Annotated in this window: 16 protein-coding genes; 8 read left to right on the forward strand and 8 right to left on the reverse strand. The window is 63.5% G+C overall.

Annotated elements, in window-relative coordinates:
* Positions 1-355 precede the first annotated feature (355 nt).
* Positions 356-1180 carry an aspartyl/asparaginyl beta-hydroxylase domain-containing protein gene (locus ACMGT0_RS13660; protein ID WP_054056454.1) on the reverse strand — a complete coding sequence of 275 codons (825 nt, stop codon included), beginning with the start codon at positions 1178-1180 and terminating at the stop codon, positions 356-358.
* Between the two features lie 296 nt (positions 1181-1476).
* Between ACMGT0_RS13660 and ACMGT0_RS13665 the strand changes: the two genes are divergently transcribed.
* The 4 genes from ACMGT0_RS13665 (at position 1477) to ACMGT0_RS13680 (ending at position 5130) form a co-directional block, all read left to right on the forward strand.
* On the forward strand, positions 1477-2136 hold the full coding sequence (locus ACMGT0_RS13665) for a ribonuclease T2 family protein (protein WP_054056455.1): 660 nt from the start codon (positions 1477-1479) through the stop codon (positions 2134-2136).
* Between the two features lie 117 nt (positions 2137-2253).
* Complete coding sequence (locus ACMGT0_RS13670) at positions 2254-2952, forward strand: AzlC family ABC transporter permease (RefSeq protein ID WP_054062589.1); 699 nt, start codon at positions 2254-2256, stop codon at positions 2950-2952.
* The gene (locus ACMGT0_RS13675) at positions 2952-3263 is read left to right on the forward strand and encodes an AzlD domain-containing protein (RefSeq protein WP_162491338.1); all 312 of its coding nucleotides are present in this window, start codon (positions 2952-2954) and stop codon (positions 3261-3263) included. The genes ACMGT0_RS13670 and ACMGT0_RS13675 overlap by 1 nt, the downstream gene beginning before the upstream one ends.
* Positions 3264-3528: 265 nt before the next feature.
* Entirely contained in the window at positions 3529-5130 is a 1602-nt protein-coding gene (locus ACMGT0_RS13680) for an ABC-F family ATP-binding cassette domain-containing protein (RefSeq protein WP_416773021.1), read from the forward strand.
* Positions 5131-5133: 3 nt separating this feature from the next.
* Here the strand turns inward: ACMGT0_RS13680 and ACMGT0_RS13685 are convergent, their stop codons facing one another.
* The 3 genes from ACMGT0_RS13685 to ACMGT0_RS13695 are packed head-to-tail and all read right to left on the reverse strand — an operon-like array spanning position 5134 to position 8924.
* A complete protein-coding gene (locus tag ACMGT0_RS13685) occupies positions 5134-6435 on the reverse strand; it encodes an NAD(P)/FAD-dependent oxidoreductase (protein WP_416773023.1) in 1302 nt (433 codons plus the stop codon).
* Positions 6432-7520, reverse strand: a complete 1089-nt coding sequence (locus ACMGT0_RS13690; protein WP_054056460.1) for a polyamine ABC transporter substrate-binding protein — start codon at positions 7518-7520, stop codon at positions 6432-6434. The genes ACMGT0_RS13685 and ACMGT0_RS13690 overlap by 4 nt, the downstream gene beginning before the upstream one ends.
* Before the next feature lie 45 nt (positions 7521-7565).
* Positions 7566-8924 (reverse strand): glutamine synthetase family protein, encoded by a 1359-nt coding sequence (locus tag ACMGT0_RS13695; protein WP_054056461.1) that lies wholly within the window; start codon positions 8922-8924, stop codon positions 7566-7568.
* A 172-nt stretch (positions 8925-9096) separates the two neighbouring features.
* Between ACMGT0_RS13695 and ACMGT0_RS13700 the strand changes: the two genes are divergently transcribed.
* Complete coding sequence (locus tag ACMGT0_RS13700; protein WP_416773025.1) at positions 9097-9999, forward strand: helix-turn-helix domain-containing protein; 903 nt, start codon at positions 9097-9099, stop codon at positions 9997-9999.
* Between the two features lie 7 nt (positions 10000-10006).
* Here ACMGT0_RS13700 and ACMGT0_RS13705 read toward each other — a convergent pair whose 3' ends face one another.
* Positions 10007-10408 carry a hypothetical protein gene (locus ACMGT0_RS13705; protein ID WP_054056463.1) on the reverse strand — a complete coding sequence of 134 codons (402 nt, stop codon included), beginning with the start codon at positions 10406-10408 and terminating at the stop codon, positions 10007-10009.
* 43 nt (positions 10409-10451) lie between these two features.
* The gene (gene ampC, locus ACMGT0_RS13710; RefSeq protein WP_152974263.1) at positions 10452-11621 is read right to left on the reverse strand and encodes a class C beta-lactamase; all 1170 of its coding nucleotides are present in this window, start codon (positions 11619-11621) and stop codon (positions 10452-10454) included.
* Positions 11622-11827: 206 nt separating this feature from the next.
* Between ampC and ACMGT0_RS13715 the strand changes: the two genes are divergently transcribed.
* Positions 11828-12700, forward strand: coding sequence for a LysR family transcriptional regulator (locus ACMGT0_RS13715; protein WP_054056465.1), 873 nt, complete (start codon positions 11828-11830; stop codon positions 12698-12700).
* 219 nt (positions 12701-12919) lie between these two features.
* Here ACMGT0_RS13715 and ACMGT0_RS13720 read toward each other — a convergent pair whose 3' ends face one another.
* A complete protein-coding gene (locus ACMGT0_RS13720) occupies positions 12920-13546 on the reverse strand; it encodes a hypothetical protein (RefSeq protein WP_416773028.1) in 627 nt (208 codons plus the stop codon).
* A 396-nt stretch (positions 13547-13942) separates the two neighbouring features.
* Between ACMGT0_RS13720 and ACMGT0_RS13725 the strand changes: the two genes are divergently transcribed.
* On the forward strand, positions 13943-15298 hold the full coding sequence (locus tag ACMGT0_RS13725) for an MATE family efflux transporter (RefSeq protein WP_416773030.1): 1356 nt from the start codon (positions 13943-13945) through the stop codon (positions 15296-15298).
* Between the two features lie 11 nt (positions 15299-15309).
* Here ACMGT0_RS13725 and ACMGT0_RS13730 read toward each other — a convergent pair whose 3' ends face one another.
* A complete protein-coding gene (locus ACMGT0_RS13730) occupies positions 15310-16524 on the reverse strand; it encodes an MFS transporter (RefSeq protein ID WP_416773031.1) in 1215 nt (404 codons plus the stop codon).
* A 217-nt stretch (positions 16525-16741) separates the two neighbouring features.
* Here ACMGT0_RS13730 and ACMGT0_RS13735 point away from each other — a divergent pair, with 217 nt between their 5' ends.
* Complete coding sequence (locus ACMGT0_RS13735; protein ID WP_416773033.1) at positions 16742-17353, forward strand: LysE family transporter; 612 nt, start codon at positions 16742-16744, stop codon at positions 17351-17353.
* Positions 17354-17381 lie beyond the last annotated feature (28 nt).

Raw genomic sequence — 17381 nt, forward strand, 5'->3', positions numbered from 1 at the left:
GGCCTCAACGCGGTAGGGCTTAAAACCGCGTTGTCCGGATCGCCAGCAGGCCGGCTCCCACCTCAAGGCTTCAGATAGAAATTCTTGCGGTGCAGGCGCACGGTCTGCGGGAACTGTTCATTTCCTTCGCCGTGGCCTTCGCCCAATGGCCATGCGGCAGTATGTGCGCCGTCTTGTGCTCACGCTCGCTCAATCCCTCGCAACCGACCCGGCTGAAGGCCGTCTGGATATGCCGGCGGACCTCGGCCGGGCCGTTTTCCACCGTCAGGCAGCGGGGGCGGGCAGGTATGTAGGTGGTGTTTGTGCAGGAGGGCCCTGGGCGAGCGGATATGCGGCGCCCAGGGTGGGGTGGGGCTTACTGGATCAGCTTCCAGTTCTTGTAGAACACCCGGCGCAGGGCGAACACCGCACCGGCGAAGCCGGCGATCACGCCGCGCAGGATGAACGGCGTGCGGGACGGCCGCACGATGTCGATGAACAGGCAGTAGCGCTTGGTGTCGTTCTTGTTGAACGAGGCATGCAGCAGGGTGTCGTCGAAGATGAACAACGGGTCGTCATGCCAGAAGTGCTTGTCCTTGCGGCACTGGATGTAGACACCGTCATGATGCGGTGCCGGCGCCATGTTGTAGAGCACGCGGAACATCATGCGCAGCGGGCCGAAGTGGAACGAGGTCGACTGGTTGGCGTTGAACACCGAGACGCCGACGGTCTTCACATAGGGGAATTTCTGCTGCAGTTCGCGGATGTCCAGTTCGGTGTCGATCTTGCGCCCGTACCACTGGAAGAACAGCATGCCGCGCTTGTTCTGGGCCATGCGGCCGTCGAGGTACTGGATGATCTCGTCCTTGTGGTCCATGGCCCGGTCGATGACCTGCTGCAACTCGCGCTGGCAGTCTTCGGGCAGGTCCTGCATGCGATAGACGCCGCGGTTGCGCCGGCTCACCAGGTCGAACAGGGTGTTGAACGGCGACAGGACCCAGGTATTGCGGCCGTTGCCGATGAAATATTTCTTCGCCAGTTCGGCGGTATAGATACCATTGCGCAGGAAATCGTAGATACCGCAGATCACCACCAGCGCCAGGAAGCCGAACACGGTTTTCGGGAAGCAGTAGATGACCAGAAGCACGCCCAGCGTCCAGAGGAGCGAGACGACTTTCTTGCGGATGTTGCGGATACTCATGAACCGGGGCTCCCTTAGAGCGATTGCAGCAGGTAGTGGCGGGCGCCGGATGGCGCGTTGGAACCCAGGAAAGCACCGTGTTCGGGTGCGCAACCGTCCGGGGCGACGGTTTGCCCGAACCAGCAGGCCGGGCAGGTCAAGCGATGCCTGCCATGATAGAAGTTCGGGCGAGGGATAATCGTATCAAATGTTACTGTTTTGTAAGGTTTCTTAACAATTTATTTAACGGGATTCGTGTAGAGCCATCATTGACATCGGGGATCGATGTCCAACCTAACCAGGAGCAGGGAGTCAGTATGAAGTGGATTTGCGTGGTATTGGCCGTGCTGATGTTGTCGATGGGCGGCGCACAGGCGGATCAGCAGTCTTCATCGGGAAAGAACAGGCAGAAGGGGCAGGCTGGCGAGTTCGACTATTACCTGCTGAGCCTGTCGTGGTCGCCGACCTTCTGCCTGACCCATGCCGGTAATGAACAGTGCAAGGGCAAGGGTTACGGCTTTGTGCTCCACGGACTCTGGCCGCAGTATGCCAAGGGCGGCTGGCCGCAGTTCTGTGCGCCGTTGACACCGCTGACGGCTGCCCAGCGCCAGCAGGGCAGCACGATGTTCCCGACGGCCAAGCTGCTCGAACATGAGTGGAGCAAGCACGGCACCTGCAGTGGCCTGGGCGCCGACCGCTACCTGCAGACCACCGACCAGGCCCTGGGCAAGGTGCACATCCCCGATGAGCTGCAGCCGTCGACCAGCGTCCGGGAGTACTCCGCCGCAGAAATCGTCCAGCTGTTCCAGCAGGGCAATCCGGGCCTGCCGGCCGATGGCGTCACGGTGGGTTGCAGCGGTCCGCAACTGTCGGAAGTCCGGGTGTGCCTGAACAAGGACCTGGGTTTCGAGTCGTGCGGCAAGGGCGTGAAAACCCAGTGCCGCGACGGCAAGGTACGTCTGCCGCCGATCCGCTGAGCGCGGTTCGCATCCTGAGCGGTGCCGGCTGGCGCCGCTCAGCGTTGCAAGATTGTTCAAGACACGGCGCAAAGGGCCTGCCACAGTCGGCAGCCCTTTACTGACGTCCGAGCTTCCATGTCCGAACATTCCTTGCCCCGCAGTGCATTCCTGCGCGGTGCCGTGGCGATCATGCCGCTTTCCCTGGCGACCGCACCCTGGGGGCTGCTGGCCGGCTCCATGGCCATCGAGGCCGATCTGACCCCTCTGCAAGGCCAGGGGCTCTCCGGCATCGTGTTTGCCGGCGCCGCGCAACTGGTGGCTATCGGCATGCTCAAGGGCGGGGCGGGGATCTTCTCGATCCTGCTGACCACCGCGCTGCTGACCTCGCAACACCTGCTCTACGGCATGAGCATGCGCTCGGTGATCGCGCCGCTGCCGGGACGCTGGCGCCTTGGCCTGGGGTTTCTGCTGACCGACGAGCTGTTCGCCCTGACCAGCCAGCACGACCGACACCAGTTCGATCGCTGGTACGCGCTGGGGGTGGGGCTGACGTTCTATATCGCCTGGAATCTGTTCACCCTGGCCGGAATCGTGCTGGGCAGCAGCATTCCCGGGCTGGAACACCTGGGGCTGGATTTCTCCATTGCCGCCACCTTCATCGCCCTGATCACGCCGGTGGTACGCAACGTGCCGACGGTGGTGTGCGTGGCGGTGTCGCTGTTCTGTTCGGTGCTGTTCAGCTACTGGCAGTGGGGGTCGGCGCTGGTGCTGTCGGGGCTGGCGGGGATGGCGGCGGGTTTCGTCTGCAACAAGCTGTATCGGGGGCGTGAATGATGGTCTGGGCCGTGATTGTCGGAATGGGGCTGCTGGTGTTCCTCAACCGCTATGTGTTTCTCGAACCGCGCCTGCCGTTGCGCCTGAGCAGCAATGCCCGGCAGTTTCTCGGTTTTGCCGTGCCGGGGATGCTGACGGCGATCTGCGGGCCGATCGTGTTCATGCCGGACCGGCAGTTGAACCTGCAGTGGGACAATCCCTACCTGATCAGTTCGCTGGTGGCCGTCGGCCTGGTGCTTTATACCCGCAACACGCTGCTCAGCATGTTGCTGAGCATGGCGTTCTTCTTCCTCTTGCGCTGGTGGCTGTAGCTCCTGGAAACGGTGGTTCAGCCCCAGGGGCTGCGAGCGTGCCGACGTCGCCTTCCTTGACGATCCGGGTCACCTGTGACGGCCGCAGCGATTTCTGCGCGTTGGCATAGTCTTGTCAGGGGGCGTCGGTCACGGTGATACTGACGGCCCATTGCTTTTTTCGAGGTGTTCGTCCAATGCGCAATTGATGCCGCCGTCTGTTCCGACGGTCAGTCTCCGCACCCCCTGCTGCAGGGTGGAGTCCATGGCATTGATGGGAGTTCGCATGACGAATTCGTACCTGGCGCTGGAAAGCGTTTCCTATGTCCTGGCCGATGGCCGGGTGCTTTTTTCCGGGCTCGATGCCCGCTTCGATGGACAACCGACGGCGATTGTCGGGCGCAATGGCGTCGGCAAGAGCGTGCTCGCACGCCTGCTCGCGGGGCAGCTATCGCCGGCCGAAGGGTATTGCCGGCGTGGCGGCAAGGTCCACTATCTGGCCCAGCAGCTCGACCCCCATGCCTCGATCGCGAAATTGCTCGGCGTGCAGGAACTGCTGGCAGCCCTGGAGCGTATCGAAGCCGGTGGTCTCGATACGGCCGATTACGACCAGGTCGGCGAGCGCTGGGATATTCGCCAGCAACTGCAGGCCGAACTGGAGCGCCATGACCTGAAGGGGCTGGACATCAGCCGTCCCGTCGCCAGCCTGAGCGGTGGCGAAGCGATGCGCGTGGCGCTGGCGGGAGCCAGCCTGTCGGATGCGCAGACGCTGATCCTCGACGAGCCGAGCAATCATCTCGATCGGCCTGCGCGTCAGGCCCTGATGGAGCAACTGCGGCGCTGGCCCCGTGGCCTGATCGTGATCAGCCATGACCGGGAGCTGCTGGAGCAGATGAGCCGGATCGTCGAACTGTCCAGCCTGGGCCTGCGCAGCTATGGCGGCGGCTACAGTTTTTACCTGCAGCAGAAGGCCGTCGAGCGCGACGAGGCGGTGCGCCAGCTGGAGCACGCCCGGCTCGAACGCAAGCGTACCGAGCAGGCCCTACGGCTTCAGCAGGCGCGCCAGGAGCAGCGCCAGGCCCGTGCCGAACGGCAGGCCGGGCAGGCCAACCAGGCGCCGATCCTGTTGGGGCGTCGCAAGGGCATCAGTGAAAACACCCGTGGCAAGCAGCAGGCCCAGCAGGCGGCGGTACGTGAAAACCTGGCGCAACAGGTGCGTGAAGCGGCCCGCGCGGTGGAGCAGGAGGTGGCGGTCGTGCTGCAGGCGCCAGTCAGTGCGCAGGTTGCGCGACGGCGGGTGCTGGTCCTCGACGACCTGCGCCTGCCCCGTGTACAGGGACAGCTCAGCCTGGTCCTGCATGGGCAGCAGCGGATCGGCGTGGTGGGGCGCAACGGCAGCGGCAAGTCCACCCTGCTCAAGGTCCTGGCTGGGCAGCTACCGCCAGTGGGCGGCGACTTCACGGTCAATGGCACGCTGGCCTATCTTGACCAGGCCCTGTCCGCTGTCGATCCGCAGCGTTCGATCCTGGAACAGTTGCGAGCGGTGAATCGGCATTCGAGCGAAGGCGAGTTGCGTAGCCGTCTGGCGCAGTTGGGCCTGGGGGCCGAATGCGTCATGCAGCCCAGCGGCCTGCTCAGCGGTGGCGAACGACTCAAGGGGGCGCTGGCCAGCGTGCTCTACGCGGACGAGCCGCCGCAGCTGCTGTTGCTGGACGAGCCGAACAATCACCTGGACCTGCCGTCGCTGCAGGCCCTGGAAAGCATGCTGGTTCAGTTTCACGGTGCGCTGCTGGTGGTGTCCCATGACCGGCGTTTTCTCGATCGGCTCCAACTGACCGAACGGTTGCAGGCCGGCGTCGATGGCTGGCAACTGCAACCCTGGGCGTGATGCTCAGCCCAGCACCTCGCGCAGCCGGTGCCAGAGCATGCCCAGCGCCAGCAACGGCGAGCGCAGGGCCTTGCCGCCGGGGAAGGTCATGTGCGGGACCGCGCTGAAGATGTCCATGCCCTGGCTCTGTCCGGCGTGAATCGCTTCGGCCAACAGCCGGGCGGTCCAGTGGGTGACATTGACGCCGTGACCGGAATAGCCCTGGGCATAGAACACGTTCGGCTGCTGGCGCAGGCGGCCGACCTGGGGGAAGCGGTTGGCGGTGATGCCGATCTTGCCTCCCCACTGGAAGTCCAGGCGCACATCCGCCAGTTGCGGGAACACCTTGAGCATCTTCGGCCGCATGTAGGCGCCGATATCCGCCGGATCCCGCCCGGAGTAGTGGCAGGCGCCGCCGAACAGCAGGCGGCGGTCGGCGGACAGTCGATAGTAGTCCAGGCCGACCTTCTGGTCGCACAGCGCCAGGTTTTGCGGGATCAGTTCGGCGGCCAGCGCCGCGGTCAGCGGTTGCGTCGCGACGATGTAGCTGCCGGCCGGCAGCACCTTGCCACTCAGGCGCGGTTCGAGATCATCGAGGTGGGCATTGCAGGCCAGCACCAGGTTGTCGGCGCGCACGCTGCCGTGGGCGCAGCGCACCCGCACGCGGCTGCCATGCAGCAGTTCGAGCACCGGGCTCTGTTCGAAGATCCGTACCCCCAGCGACTCGGCTGCCCGCGCTTCGCCCAGTACCAGGTTGAGCGGATGCAGATGCCCGGAGCCCATGTCGATCAGGCCACCGGCATACGCGCTGGACGCCACCACCTGGCGCATGTCCCGCGATTCGACGATTCGCGTTTGATGTGCATACCCCAGTTGGGCCAGGTGTTCCTGCTCGGCCTGCAATGCCGCGAACTGCGCCGCGGTGTTGGCCAGTTCGCAGAAGCCCCAGCGCAGGTCGCAGTCGATGGCATGTTTGCGGATCCGTTCGCCAACCAGCGCGACCGAGTCGATGCCGGCCCGCTCCAGGTAGCGCACGCCGTCCTTGCCGACGTAGCGGGCGAAGCCGCTGACATCATGGCCGATGCCACGGATCAGTTGGCCGCCATTGCGCCCGCTGGCGCCCCAGCCGATGCGCCGGCCTTCGAGCAGGACCACCGAGAGGCCGCGCTGGGCCAGCTCGATCGCGGTATTGACGCCGGTGAAGCCGCCGCCGATCACGCAGACGTCTGCGACCAGGTCCGACTCGAGCCGGGGGCGGTCCGGCATCGAGTGGGCGGTGGCAGCGTAATAGGAACGGGCATGTTCCATGGTGCTGTCGTGGCTCATTTGTTGGTCTTCACCTTGCTCCAGGAACGGGTCATCAGGCGCATGATTTCCGGGGTCGGCGTGGTCGAGATGTACAGTTTGTCGAGCACTTCCTGCGGTGGGTAGACCTCGGGGTTGTGCACCAGGTCGGCGTCCATGTACTGCTGGGCGGCCGGGTTGGGGTTGGCGTAGCCGACCGTGGCGCTGACCTTGGCGATCACCTGCGGATCGAGCAGGTAGTTGATGAAGGCATGGGCCTCCTTGACGTTGGCGGCGTCGGCCGGGATCGCCAGCAGGTCGAACCACAGGTTGCTGCCCTCCTTGGGAATCGAGTAGGCGATGTTGATGCCGTTCTTCGCCTCCTTGGCCCGGTTGGCGGCCTGGAACACGTCGCCGGAGTAGCCGAAGGCAACGCAGATGTCACCGTTGGCCAGGTCCGAAATGTACTTGGAGGAGTGGAAGTAGGTGATGTACGGCCGCAGGGTCAGCAGCTTGGCCTCGGCCTTCTTGTAGTCCTCGGGGTTGGAGCTGCGTGGGTCCATGCCCAGGTAGTTGAGGATCGCCGGGAAGGTCTCGTCCGGCGAGTCCATGAACGAGACACCGCATTGGCTGAGCTTCTTCAGGTTCTCCGGTTCGAACAGCACCGCCCACGAGTCGATGTGGTCGATACCCAGTACCTGCTTGACCTTGTCGACGTTGTAGCCGATGCCGTTGGTGCCCCACAGGTAGGGCACCGAGTGCGCGTTGCCCGGATCGTTCTTTTCCAGCAGCTTGAGCAGTTGCGGGTCGAGGTTTTTCCAGTTCGGCAATTGCGCGCGGTCGAGCTTGAGGAACGCCCCGGCTTTCACCTGGCGGCCGAGAAAATGGTTGGAAGGCACCACCACGTCATAGCCGGTCCGGCCGGCGAGCAGCTTGCCTTCCAGGGTTTCGTTGGAGTCGAACACGTCATAGATCACCTTGATCCCGCTTTTGGCCTGGAAGTCGGCGAGGGTGGTCTCGCCGATGTAGTCGGTCCAGTTGTAGACGCTGACGGTCGGTTCGGCGTGAGCCGTGGCGCCGAACAGCAGCGCCAGGGTGAAGGGGACCACGGATTTCAATAGACGCATGTCGACACCTCGTTGAGTGGTTGTGGGTGAGGTCGGGTTGGGGGATCAGACGCTGAGCAGGAGGAATTCACGTTCCCAGGAACTGATCACCCGCTTGAAGTTTTCGTGTTCGGCGCGCTTGACCGCCACGTAGCCGCGCACGAACTGGCTGCCCAGGTAGCGGTCGAGGGTCGGGCAATCTTCCATGTGGGCCAGGGCGTCCTCGATGGTGATCGGCAGGCGCAGGTTGCGCCGCTCGTAGGCGCGGCCTTCCACCGGCGGGTTGGGCTCGATGCCTTCGACCATGCCCAGGTAACCGCACAGCAGGCTGGCGGCGATTGCCAGGTAGGGGTTGGCGTCGGCGCCCGGCAGGCGGTTTTCCACGCGCATGGCCTCGGGGCTGGAGGTTGGCACCCGCAGGCCGACGGTGCGGTTTTCCTCGCCCCACTCGACGTTGACCGGAGCCGAGGTGTCCGGCAGGAAACGGCGGAACGAGTTGACGTTGGGGGCGAACATCGGCAGCACCTTGGGGATGTACTTCTGCAGGCCGCCGATGTGGTGCAGGAACAGCTCGCTCTTGGAACCGTCCGCGTTGACGAAGATCGGCTTGCCGGTGGCGATGTCGACCACGCTCTGGTGCAGGTGCATGGCACTGCCAGGCTCGTCGGCGATCGGCTTGGCCATGAAGGTCGCGGTGACGTTGTGCTTGAGCGCCGCTTCGCGCAGGGTGCGCTTGAACACGGTGATCTGGTCGGCCAGGTCGAGGGCATCGCCGTGGCGGAAGTTGATTTCCATCTGCGCCGGGCCGTCTTCGTGAATCAGCGTGTCGAGGTCCAGGCCCTGGGCTTCGCACCAGTCGTAGACGTCTTCGAACAGCGGATCGAATTCGTTGGCGGCGTCGATGGAGAACGACTGCCGACCGCTTTCGGCACGGCCCGAGCGACCCAGCGGGGCCTTGAGCGGTAGGTCCGGGTCTTCGCAGCGCTGGGTCAGGTAGAACTCCATCTCCGGCGCTACGATCGGCTGCCAACCCTTGTCGGTATAGAGCTGCAGGACCTTCTTGAGGACGTTGCGTGGCGACAGCTCGATCGGGTTGCCCTGTTTGTCGAAGGTGTCGTGGATGACGATCGCGGTCGGTTCGATGGCCCACGGCACCAGGTAGATCGACGAGGCGTCGGGGCGGCAGATCATGTCGATGTCGGCCGGGTCGAGCAGGTCGTAGTAGACATCGTCCTCGACGAAGTCCCCGGTTACCGTTTGCAGCAGCACACTTTCCGGCAGGCGCATGCCTCGCTCATGCAGGAACTTGTTGGTGGGTGCGATTTTGCCGCGGGCGATGCCGGTCAGGTCGCTGACCACACATTCCACTTCGGTAATCTTGTGTTCTTTCAGCCATGAGGACAGCTGATCGAAAGGGGCGTTCATAAGGACCTCGTCGTTGGTTTCATCGACGCCAGGTTGGGCCTTCCGCTTGCCTGAAAACGGCGGGAGGCTTCCCCTGCAGCGCGTTGGCGACTATCTTGCTGTCAGTTGCGCGGTTCCATCTATCCACTTTTCCCATACCAAGATGCACCATAAAGGTGCGCGATGGTCTCCCATGACAGAGCCAAATTCCTTGCGGGTCCAGGCGTTCAAGACCGCCGACGTGACCGAACAGATCCGGGCGACACCGGGTTGGGTCCAGCATTACCAGCAGATGTCGCCAGGGCATTTCGCCGGGCAGATTCGCTACCTGGACCTGCAGGGCGTGCAGATCTACGAGGAGTGCATGAACACCCGTGTGGAGCAGAACTTCAGTGCCCCGTCGGGCGCGCTGGCCTTCTGTTTCGACCGCAGCGACAACGCCCTGTATGTGCTCAATGGCGAGAGCCGCAACATCTGGATCACACCGGAGAACTACCAGGAAGTGGCGGTGGTGTTCGGCCCTGAGTTCGTTCGGCATCACGGCCTGGACATCGCCCGGCTCGACGGCCTGTTCATGGCGCCGCTCAACTCGCAGCAGAATGCGTTGTTCGGCCGCTGGCTCAGCGCAACCCTGACTCGTCTGAGTCAGGCTGGCGATCCGCCAAGCCGGGAGGCCCTGAGCCAGCAGTTGCTGGAGGATTGCCTGTACCTTCTCGATAACGCCTGCCTGGACCGCGGCTCGTGGCAACGGCGCACGGAGGAGCGCGGCATCATGAAGCGCATTGGCGAATGGGCGGCCGATGCCCCCGAGGAAACCCTGAACCTGCTGGAACTTGCTCAGGTGGCCGGCGTGTCGCTGCACCAGTTACAGCATGCCTTCAAGGCGTTCACCGGGATGACCCCGACCCAATGGCTGCGCTTGCGCCGTCTGAACGGCGCGCGCCACGAACTGCTGCACGGCAAGGCGCGGAGCACCGTCGCCGAAGTGGCGATGCATTGGTCGTTCTGGCACCTGGGACGGTTTTCCAGCAGCTATCGGGCGTTGTTCCGCGAGTTGCCGAGCCAGACCCTGAAGCGTCGGCAGATGAGCCGCTGAGAGGGGTTCACAGACCGCCCAGCAGGTCGTGGGCGTTGAGCAGTTCGTAGGCGATTTCCGGACGTTTTTCCAGGCCGCGGCGGATCGCTGCCGGGATCGACTGGCGGGTCTTGCGACACAGGCCCGGCAGCTCTTCGATGTGAATGCCGATACCGCGCATGGTCCGCACTTCGTTGGGGCCAGGAGCGATGGTCAGGCGAATGCCCAGTTGCTCGTACATCCGCTGTTGCAGGCGTTCGAGGTCGGCCAGGCTCTTGAGGTCTTCGAGGCGTTCGAGCAGGATTTTCTCTTCCTGGCGGGTCAGGCGCAGGATGCGGATGTCGCTACCGGGTGTCTCCAGCAGCCGTTCCCGCTCGCAATTGCAGGCGCCGGGAGGACAGGGCTGGCGGATCGGAGGCAGGGTGTTCATGACCTCCGATCATAGCCAAGTGCAAGGGCTTTTGCCCATGGGGTTACTGCATGCCTTGCACGGCACTCAGTACCTGGTAGGCGGCCTTGACCCGCACCGGGTTGGGGTAGTTCTTGTTGGCCAGCAGCACGATGCCGATGTTCTTCGCCGGCAGGTACGCCACGTAGGCGCCGAAGCCATTGGTGGCGCCTGTCTTGTTGACCCAGCTATCGGCCTGCGGTGATTGTGGGGTCTTGAACCGGGTGATGTCCTGCGGTTCGAGCATCTTGTACGAGGTGCCCTCGAGCAGGGTGTCCAGCTTGACCGGGGAGGGGTAGAACTCCCAGCCCAGGCCCTGGGTGGTGTCGCCGAACCGGTAGTAGCCACTGTGGGTCAGGCTGATCGCCTGTTGCAGGGGCGCGTCGAGTTGCCGGGGCCGCATGTTCACCTGGACGTAGTGCAGCAGGTCGCTGGCGGTGGTCTTGATGCCATAGGCCTCGGAATCCAGCGCGCCAGGGCCGACCCGGGAGGGTTTGTCCTCCTTGGTGTAGCCCTGGGCGTAGCGGCTCATCTGGTCCTTGGGAACCCTGAGGTAGGTGTGCTTTAGCCCCAGCTTGGGCAGCAGGGTCCTTTCCATCAGGTCGTCGTATGGCTGGCCGAGGCTCCTGGCGGCCACGTAGCCGAACAGGCCGATGCTCGGGTTGGAATACTGGCGGCGCTCGCCGACAGGGTAGATCGGCTTCCAGTGCTGGAAGTAACCCATCATTTTGTCGGTGCTGTCCGCTTCGTTGGGAAACTGCAACGGCAGGCCGCCGGGGGTGTAGGTACCGAGGTCGAGCACGCTGATCCTGTCGAAGGCGCTGCCCCGCAGCTCGGGCAGGTAGTGGCTGGTGTTTTCCGCCAGCGACAGTTTGCCCTGGGCTACGGCATAGGCCGCGAGTGTGGCGTTGAAGGTCTTGCTGACCGAACCGATCTCGAACAGGGTGTTTTCTGTTACCGGCTGTTTGTCCGTCTTGGAGGCAACACCGTAGTTAAAATAATGTGCCTGGCCGTTGACCAGGACCGCCACGGCCAGGCCGGGGACGCCCTGTTCCTGCATGATCGGTTCAATCGCGGCATCCACGACGGCCTTGAGCGGGTCGACGGGTGTCTGGCCGGCAAAGCTGTTCCCGGTGCTGAGCAGGCACAAGAGGCTGGTGAGTAATTTGTCACGAATTGTGAGTCTTATCGGCATAATCTGGCTTTTTCCATGATTTTGATTGTTTGTCCGCATCCTGTCGGGCTGTTTTCTGGACCGTCGTCCATGTTCCGGTCCATGGCGTGAGGCTTGCCTGGTCCACGGCGCAGTTGCGGGGCGAAGCTCAATCTAGGGGATGAGTCAGCCCCTCGACAAACGATGAAATTTCGGATTAGCCATTAGAAAAACTAGGAGCAAGCGCCATGGTCCGTCCTCATTTGCCACTCAATGCCCTGCGGGCTTTCGAGGCCTCCGCGCGGCACTTGAGTTTTACCCGGGCAGCGGTCGAGTTGTGCGTGACTCAGGCGGCGGTCAGCCATCAGGTCAAGAGCCTTGAGAGCCAGTTGCAGGTCGCTCTGTTCAAGCGCCTGCCCCGTGGCCTGATGCTGACCGCCGAAGGCGAGAGCCTGCTGCCGGTGCTGTGCGAGTCGTTTGACCGGATTGCCCAGGCCCTGGGCCGGTTCGAGGGTGGGCACTACCGGGAGGTGCTGACGGTGGGGGCGGTGGGCACGTTCGCCGTGGGGTGGTTGTTGCCGCGGCTGGCGGATTTTCGCGAGAGCCACCCGTTTATCGACCTGCGCCTGTCCACCAACAACAACCGGGTGGATGTGGCGGCCGAGGGGCTCGATTTCGCTATTCGTTTCGGTACGGGAGCCTGGCATGGCGTCGACGCCATGCGCTTGCTGGAGGCACCGCTCTCGGTGTTGTGCACTGCGCAGGTCGCCGAGCAATTGCAGTCTCCGGCGGATGTTCTGAAACAGACGCTGTTGCGTTCCTACCGCACCGATGAATGGCCCGAGTGGTTCCAGCGTGCCGGCTTGCCGAGCAACAGCCTGGTGGCCGACAGTGTGGTTTTCGATTCGTCGCTGGCGATGATGGAGGCTGCATTGCAGGGAGCGGGGGTGGCGCTGGCGCCGCCGATGATGTTCTCTCGCCAATTGGATACCGGTGATATCCGGCAGCCTTTCGATATCGGTATCGTCACGGGCAGCTACTGGCTGACCCGCTTGCAGTCGCGTGCCGAAACGGCGGCGATGGCGGCCTTTCGCAACTGGCTGGTCGAGCAATTGCGTTGATGGGAACTCAGGTGTGAATCAGCGCAACGGCGAAAGAGACTACGATTGCGCAGGCAATGGCCAGGTTCAGGTTCATGGTGGAGCATCCGACGGTTGAAAGGTGACTTATCCTGTCGGGAACCGAGGCAAATAAAAAATTCCGTTTCACGATTTGAATGATCAATTGAAATGATGATTCGGTGCCTGGAGTCAGTGGCACTCGTCTTGTGGCTGGCCGGCTCAGCGGGTCAGCAGGTCGAACGCCAGCTTGAGCAGCGGTATCGCGACACAGATGAGAATCAGGCCAATCTGCCAGCGCATCACGTTGATCTGTGCCTGCAACCCGGACATCGACAACCGGAGGTCCGCGCCCTGCTGCTGCATCAACAGGCGAAGCTCGCTGCCTTGTTCGTGGCTCTGCGTGCGGAGTTCGGCACCTTGCTGGAACATCAGGGTACGCAACTCGTGGTTCTGTTCCTTGAGCAGGGTACGCAGCTCATGGGCCTGTTCTTTCATCGTGGTGCGCAGTTCGTGAACCTGCTCGTTCATCGTGGCGCGCAGTTCGTGAGCCTGCTCGTTCATCGTGGCGCGCAGTTCGTGAACCTGCTCGTTCATCGTGGTTCGCAGTTCGTGAACCTGCTCGTTCATCGTGGTTCGCAGTTCGTGAACCTGCTCGCTCATCGTTGCGCGCAGGTCCTTGCCCTGCTCGGAGATCGATGCCAGCAGGCGTTCCTCGGTCTGTCGCAGATCGGATCCTGACGCAAGATTCTGCATTTCGGCCTCCCAGGCATCTGCCGCTGCCTTGGCTTTATCGGGGGGAGCGCTGGCGGTGGTCAGCGCCTCGTATAGGCTCAGGGATAAGTTCATCATTGCTCCTGCGATAGACGATAGCGATCCAGGTGCGATAGTCGATTCAAGCTGGCAGTGCCTGATAGTCAGTTCGTTCTTCAGATTTTGTGGGCAATTGCCTAGCTTGTTGCCTGCCATTCAACGATGTCCGCTGTGCAGTCCAGACACTCTCACAGGCGAGTGCTGAAACACCTTTTAGTGATCCGGGCAGCCCTGTATTCGGCTCAGGCGCAGTCTGGTGCGCGTCACCCAGGTCGATCCCGGGCAGGCGAGGCCGGACCCGCAATGGCTGGACAACGTCAGGAAAATCCCTTCGCCCAGAAGCTGGGCAGGTGACAAAAGTCCCTCACGAATCTTCTATAGGTTAGAGTCGGCGCCTACGTCGATGTACCTCATCCGAGATCCGAGTCCTACATGCAGCCGCACCCGCAGCGTCCTCTCTGGCAGGTCTATCTGGTTTTCCTCGCACCCATGGTGCTGTCCAACTTCCTGCAGTCGTTTTCCGGCACGCTGAACAGTATCTACATCGGTCAGATGTTGGGCACCGAAGCCCTGGCGGCGGTGTCCGGAATGTTTCCGGTGGTGTTCTTCTTCATTGCCCTGATCATCGGCCTGGGGGCCGGCGCCTCGGTGCTGATCGGCCAGGCCTGGGGCGCGCGTGAACTGCATGCGCTCAAGGCCGTCGTGGGCGCGACCCTGACCCTGGGCATGCTGATCGGACTGGTGGCGGCGGTACTCGGTAGCATTTTCGCCCGGCCGGCCCTGCAGGCGCTGGGTACGCCCGCCGATGTCCTGGACGACGCGGTCGGCTACGCGCAGGTGATGATGCTGACCATGCCGCTGTTGCTGATTTTCATCCTGTTCACCCAACTGTTGCGCGGTATCAGCGACACGCTGTCGCCCTTGCTGGCCTTGCTGGTGTCCACCGGTATCGGTCTGGTCATGACGCCGGCACTGATCCGTGGCTGGTTGGGGCTGCCGCAGATGGGTATTCAGAGCGCGGCCCTGGCTAGCCTGGCGAGTACGGCCTGTGCGATGGCGTTCCTGGGGTTGCGTCTGCGCCAGCAGGACAGTGTCATGGCACCGGACCGCGAAATGCTGGCGGCGATGCGCCTGGATCGGGCGATCCTCGGCAAGGTGCTGCGTATCGGCCTGCCGACCGGCCTGCAGATGATCGTGCTGTCGTTGTCCGAGCTGGTGATCCTGGCGCTGGTCAACCAGCACGGCTCCCAGGCCACCGCGGCCTATGGCGCGGTGACGCAGATCGTCAACTACGTACAGTTCCCGGCGCTGTCGATCGCCATCACCGCCTCGATCCTCGGCGCACAAGCCATCGGGGCAGGGCGCCTGGAGCGGATCGGGCCGATCCTGCGCACGGGCATGCTGATCAACACCGGCCTGACCGGTGGGCTGATCGCCCTCGGATATGGTCTTTCCCATTGGCTGCTGGGCCTGTTCATCACCGATCCGGCGACCAGGGCCACCGCCGGCCACCTGTTGCACATCCTGCTCTGGAGCCTGTTGATATTCGGCTTCCAGGCGTTGATCGGTGGCATCATGCGGGCCAGTGGCACGGTGATGGCGCCGGTGTTGATCATCATTTTCTGCATTGTCGCAATTGAGCTGCCGGTGGCCTATCTGCTTGATGCCCGTCTGGGCCTCGAGGGCGTATGGATGGCTTTCCCGGCGGCCTATGTCGGCATGCTGTTGCTGCAGGCCGTCTATTATCAGCAGGTCTGGCGGCACAAGCGGATCGAACGGCTGATCTGATCGTCGGGCGCTCAGGCCGGCTTGCGTGGCGAGCGTCGTCCCGCCGGGAAACCGTGGCGGCGGGCTGCCCAGGCAATCAGCCAGGCCGGCAGTAGCCAGGCCAGCAGCGACCAGGGAATCGACGCCGCGCCGAAGGTGTCCAGCAGCAGTGCGCCCATCACGCCACTGGCGGCAAACGCCAGGTTGAAGGCGGTCACCAGCATCGACTGCGCCGTATCGGCAGCCTCGCCGGCCGCATCGGCCAATGCGGTCTGCAGCAGGGTTGGCGCGCCGCTGAAGCTCAGGCCCCAGAGTGTCACGCCCACATACAGCACGGCCGTCGAGGCGCCGTTCAGACCCAGGGTCAACGTCACGGCGGCGAAGATGCCCAGGCTGAACAGGACCAGCCGGCGCAGCCAGCGATCGACCAGCAGGCCCACCAGCCAGATGCCCAGCATGGCCGAAATGCCGAAAACCAGCAGCACACGTTCCAGCGATACGGCCGGGCCGGCACTTTCCAGGAAGGGGGCGATATAGGTGTAGAGGCTGTAGTGCGCCATGATCCAGAGCCAGACCACCAGCAACACCGGCCGTACGCCCGGCGTGTTCAGCACCCTGCGCAGGGGCAGGCGGGCAATGGGGCCTGGCGTGTGGGTTTGGGGAATTCCCAGCCTCACCCAGAGCATCAGCACAAGGCTCAACCCCGAGAGCAGGGCAAAGATCGTTCTCCACTCAACCCAGTGGGTGAGCCAGGCACTGAGCGGTACACCCAGCGCCAGGGCCAGCGGAATGCCGAGCATCGCCAGGGCCATGGCACGGCCTTGCAGGGGCACCTCGACCATGCTCCGTGCGCAGCCGGCGAGCAGGCTCCAGGCCAGGCCGGTGGCCGCGCCGATCAGCAGACGGGCAAGCAGGGTCAGGGCATAGGAAGACGACAGGGCGCTCAGGGCATTGCCGAGAAAGAACACGGCGAGGGTCAACAGCAGCAATGAGCGTCGCCCGTGACCACGGGTGGCGAGCGTCAGCGGGATCGCCGCGAGCCCCGAGCCCAGGGCGCAGAGTGTCACCCACTGGCCCGCCAGGGCTTCGGAAACATCGAGCCCCCGGGCGATCTGCGGCAGCAGCCCGGCCGGGACGGTTTCGTTGGCGGTGGCGATGAAACTGGTCATGGTCAGCGCCAGCAGGCGCGCAATCGGCAGGCGGGCAGCCGTGAGCGTAGGCTGGCTGGCGAGCAGTGAATGGTTCATGTCCGGGACTACCTTCCAGGGTGGATTCGGGATCGCATCGGCGAGGGCGGTAATCTGCGGCATCGCAGGACATTTGATAATGGGCCGGTTCCTTGATGAACTTTCAACGCCAGATTGAAAGTGACCGCCGGGCTGGGCCAGGGCACCTCGATCTCTTGCTTCTTTGGCGGGGGATGCGCATGCTGGTGCCTCGTGGAACCGAGGAGGCGTGCAGGTGATGCTGGGTGTCAGTAACTACGGGGCGTTCGTGCTCGCGTTCGTGATTCTGCTGTTGATTCCGGGGCCGGGAAATTTCGCCCTGATCACCTCGACCGGCAAGGGGGGTGTGCGCGCAGGGCTGGCGGCGACCGTCGGGGTGATCCTCGGTGACCAGGTACTGATGTGGCTGGCGGTCGCGGGCGTGGCCTCGCTGCTCAAGGCCTATCCGGCAGCGTTTCACCTGGTGCAGTGGATGGGCGCGGCGTACCTGCTCTATCTCGGCAGCCGACTGCTGTTCGCCAAGTCCGGCACGGCGATGCCCTTCGAGATGAGAGCCCACCAGTACCTGCGCCAGACCATGATCATCACCTTGTTCAACCCCAAGGCGATCCTGTTCTACATGGCGTTTTTCCCACTGTTCATCGACCCGGCCCGGCATCCGGGCGTGCTGACCTTCGCCTTCATGGCGGTGACCGTCTCGTCGCTGACCTTCCTCTATGGCCTGGTCGTGGTGCTGCTGACGCACTTCTTCGCCGAAAAGGTACGGTCCAGCCGCAAGCTGACCACGGCGCTGGAAAAGGTCGCCGGCATGTTCCTGATCGGCTTCGGCATCCGTGTGGCGGTCCAGTAATTCGCCGCTCGACGAACGTCCCCCCGTT

It is taken from the genome of Pseudomonas sp. RHF3.3-3 (assembly GCF_048069595.1).
Lineage (GTDB): Bacteria > Pseudomonadota > Gammaproteobacteria > Pseudomonadales > Pseudomonadaceae > Aquipseudomonas > Aquipseudomonas fuscovaginae_B.

Bases quoted from the DNA above. Each gene is read 5' to 3' on its own strand.
- ACMGT0_RS13660 (WP_054056454.1), bottom strand. From the start codon at position 1,180: ATGAGTATCCGCAACATCCGCAAGAAAGTCGTCTCGCTCCTCTGGACG.
- ACMGT0_RS13665 (WP_054056455.1), top strand. From the start codon at position 1,477: ATGAAGTGGATTTGCGTGGTATTGGCCGTGCTGATGTTGTCGATGGGC.
- ACMGT0_RS13670 (WP_054062589.1), top strand. From the start codon at position 2,254: ATGTCCGAACATTCCTTGCCCCGCAGTGCATTCCTGCGCGGTGCCGTG.
- ACMGT0_RS13675 (WP_162491338.1), top strand. From the start codon at position 2,952: ATGGTCTGGGCCGTGATTGTCGGAATGGGGCTGCTGGTGTTCCTCAAC.
- ACMGT0_RS13680 (WP_416773021.1), top strand. From the start codon at position 3,529: ATGACGAATTCGTACCTGGCGCTGGAAAGCGTTTCCTATGTCCTGGCC.
- ACMGT0_RS13685 (WP_416773023.1), bottom strand. From the start codon at position 6,435: ATGAGCCACGACAGCACCATGGAACATGCCCGTTCCTATTACGCTGCC.
- ACMGT0_RS13690 (WP_054056460.1), bottom strand. From the start codon at position 7,520: ATGCGTCTATTGAAATCCGTGGTCCCCTTCACCCTGGCGCTGCTGTTC.
- ACMGT0_RS13695 (WP_054056461.1), bottom strand. From the start codon at position 8,924: ATGAACGCCCCTTTCGATCAGCTGTCCTCATGGCTGAAAGAACACAAG.
- ACMGT0_RS13700 (WP_416773025.1), top strand. From the start codon at position 9,097: ATGACAGAGCCAAATTCCTTGCGGGTCCAGGCGTTCAAGACCGCCGAC.
- ACMGT0_RS13705 (WP_054056463.1), bottom strand. From the start codon at position 10,408: ATGAACACCCTGCCTCCGATCCGCCAGCCCTGTCCTCCCGGCGCCTGC.
- ampC (WP_152974263.1), bottom strand. From the start codon at position 11,621: ATGCCGATAAGACTCACAATTCGTGACAAATTACTCACCAGCCTCTTG.
- ACMGT0_RS13715 (WP_054056465.1), top strand. From the start codon at position 11,828: ATGGTCCGTCCTCATTTGCCACTCAATGCCCTGCGGGCTTTCGAGGCC.
- ACMGT0_RS13720 (WP_416773028.1), bottom strand. From the start codon at position 13,546: ATGAACTTATCCCTGAGCCTATACGAGGCGCTGACCACCGCCAGCGCT.
- ACMGT0_RS13725 (WP_416773030.1), top strand. From the start codon at position 13,943: ATGCAGCCGCACCCGCAGCGTCCTCTCTGGCAGGTCTATCTGGTTTTC.
- ACMGT0_RS13730 (WP_416773031.1), bottom strand. From the start codon at position 16,524: ATGAACCATTCACTGCTCGCCAGCCAGCCTACGCTCACGGCTGCCCGC.
- ACMGT0_RS13735 (WP_416773033.1), top strand. From the start codon at position 16,742: ATGCTGGGTGTCAGTAACTACGGGGCGTTCGTGCTCGCGTTCGTGATT.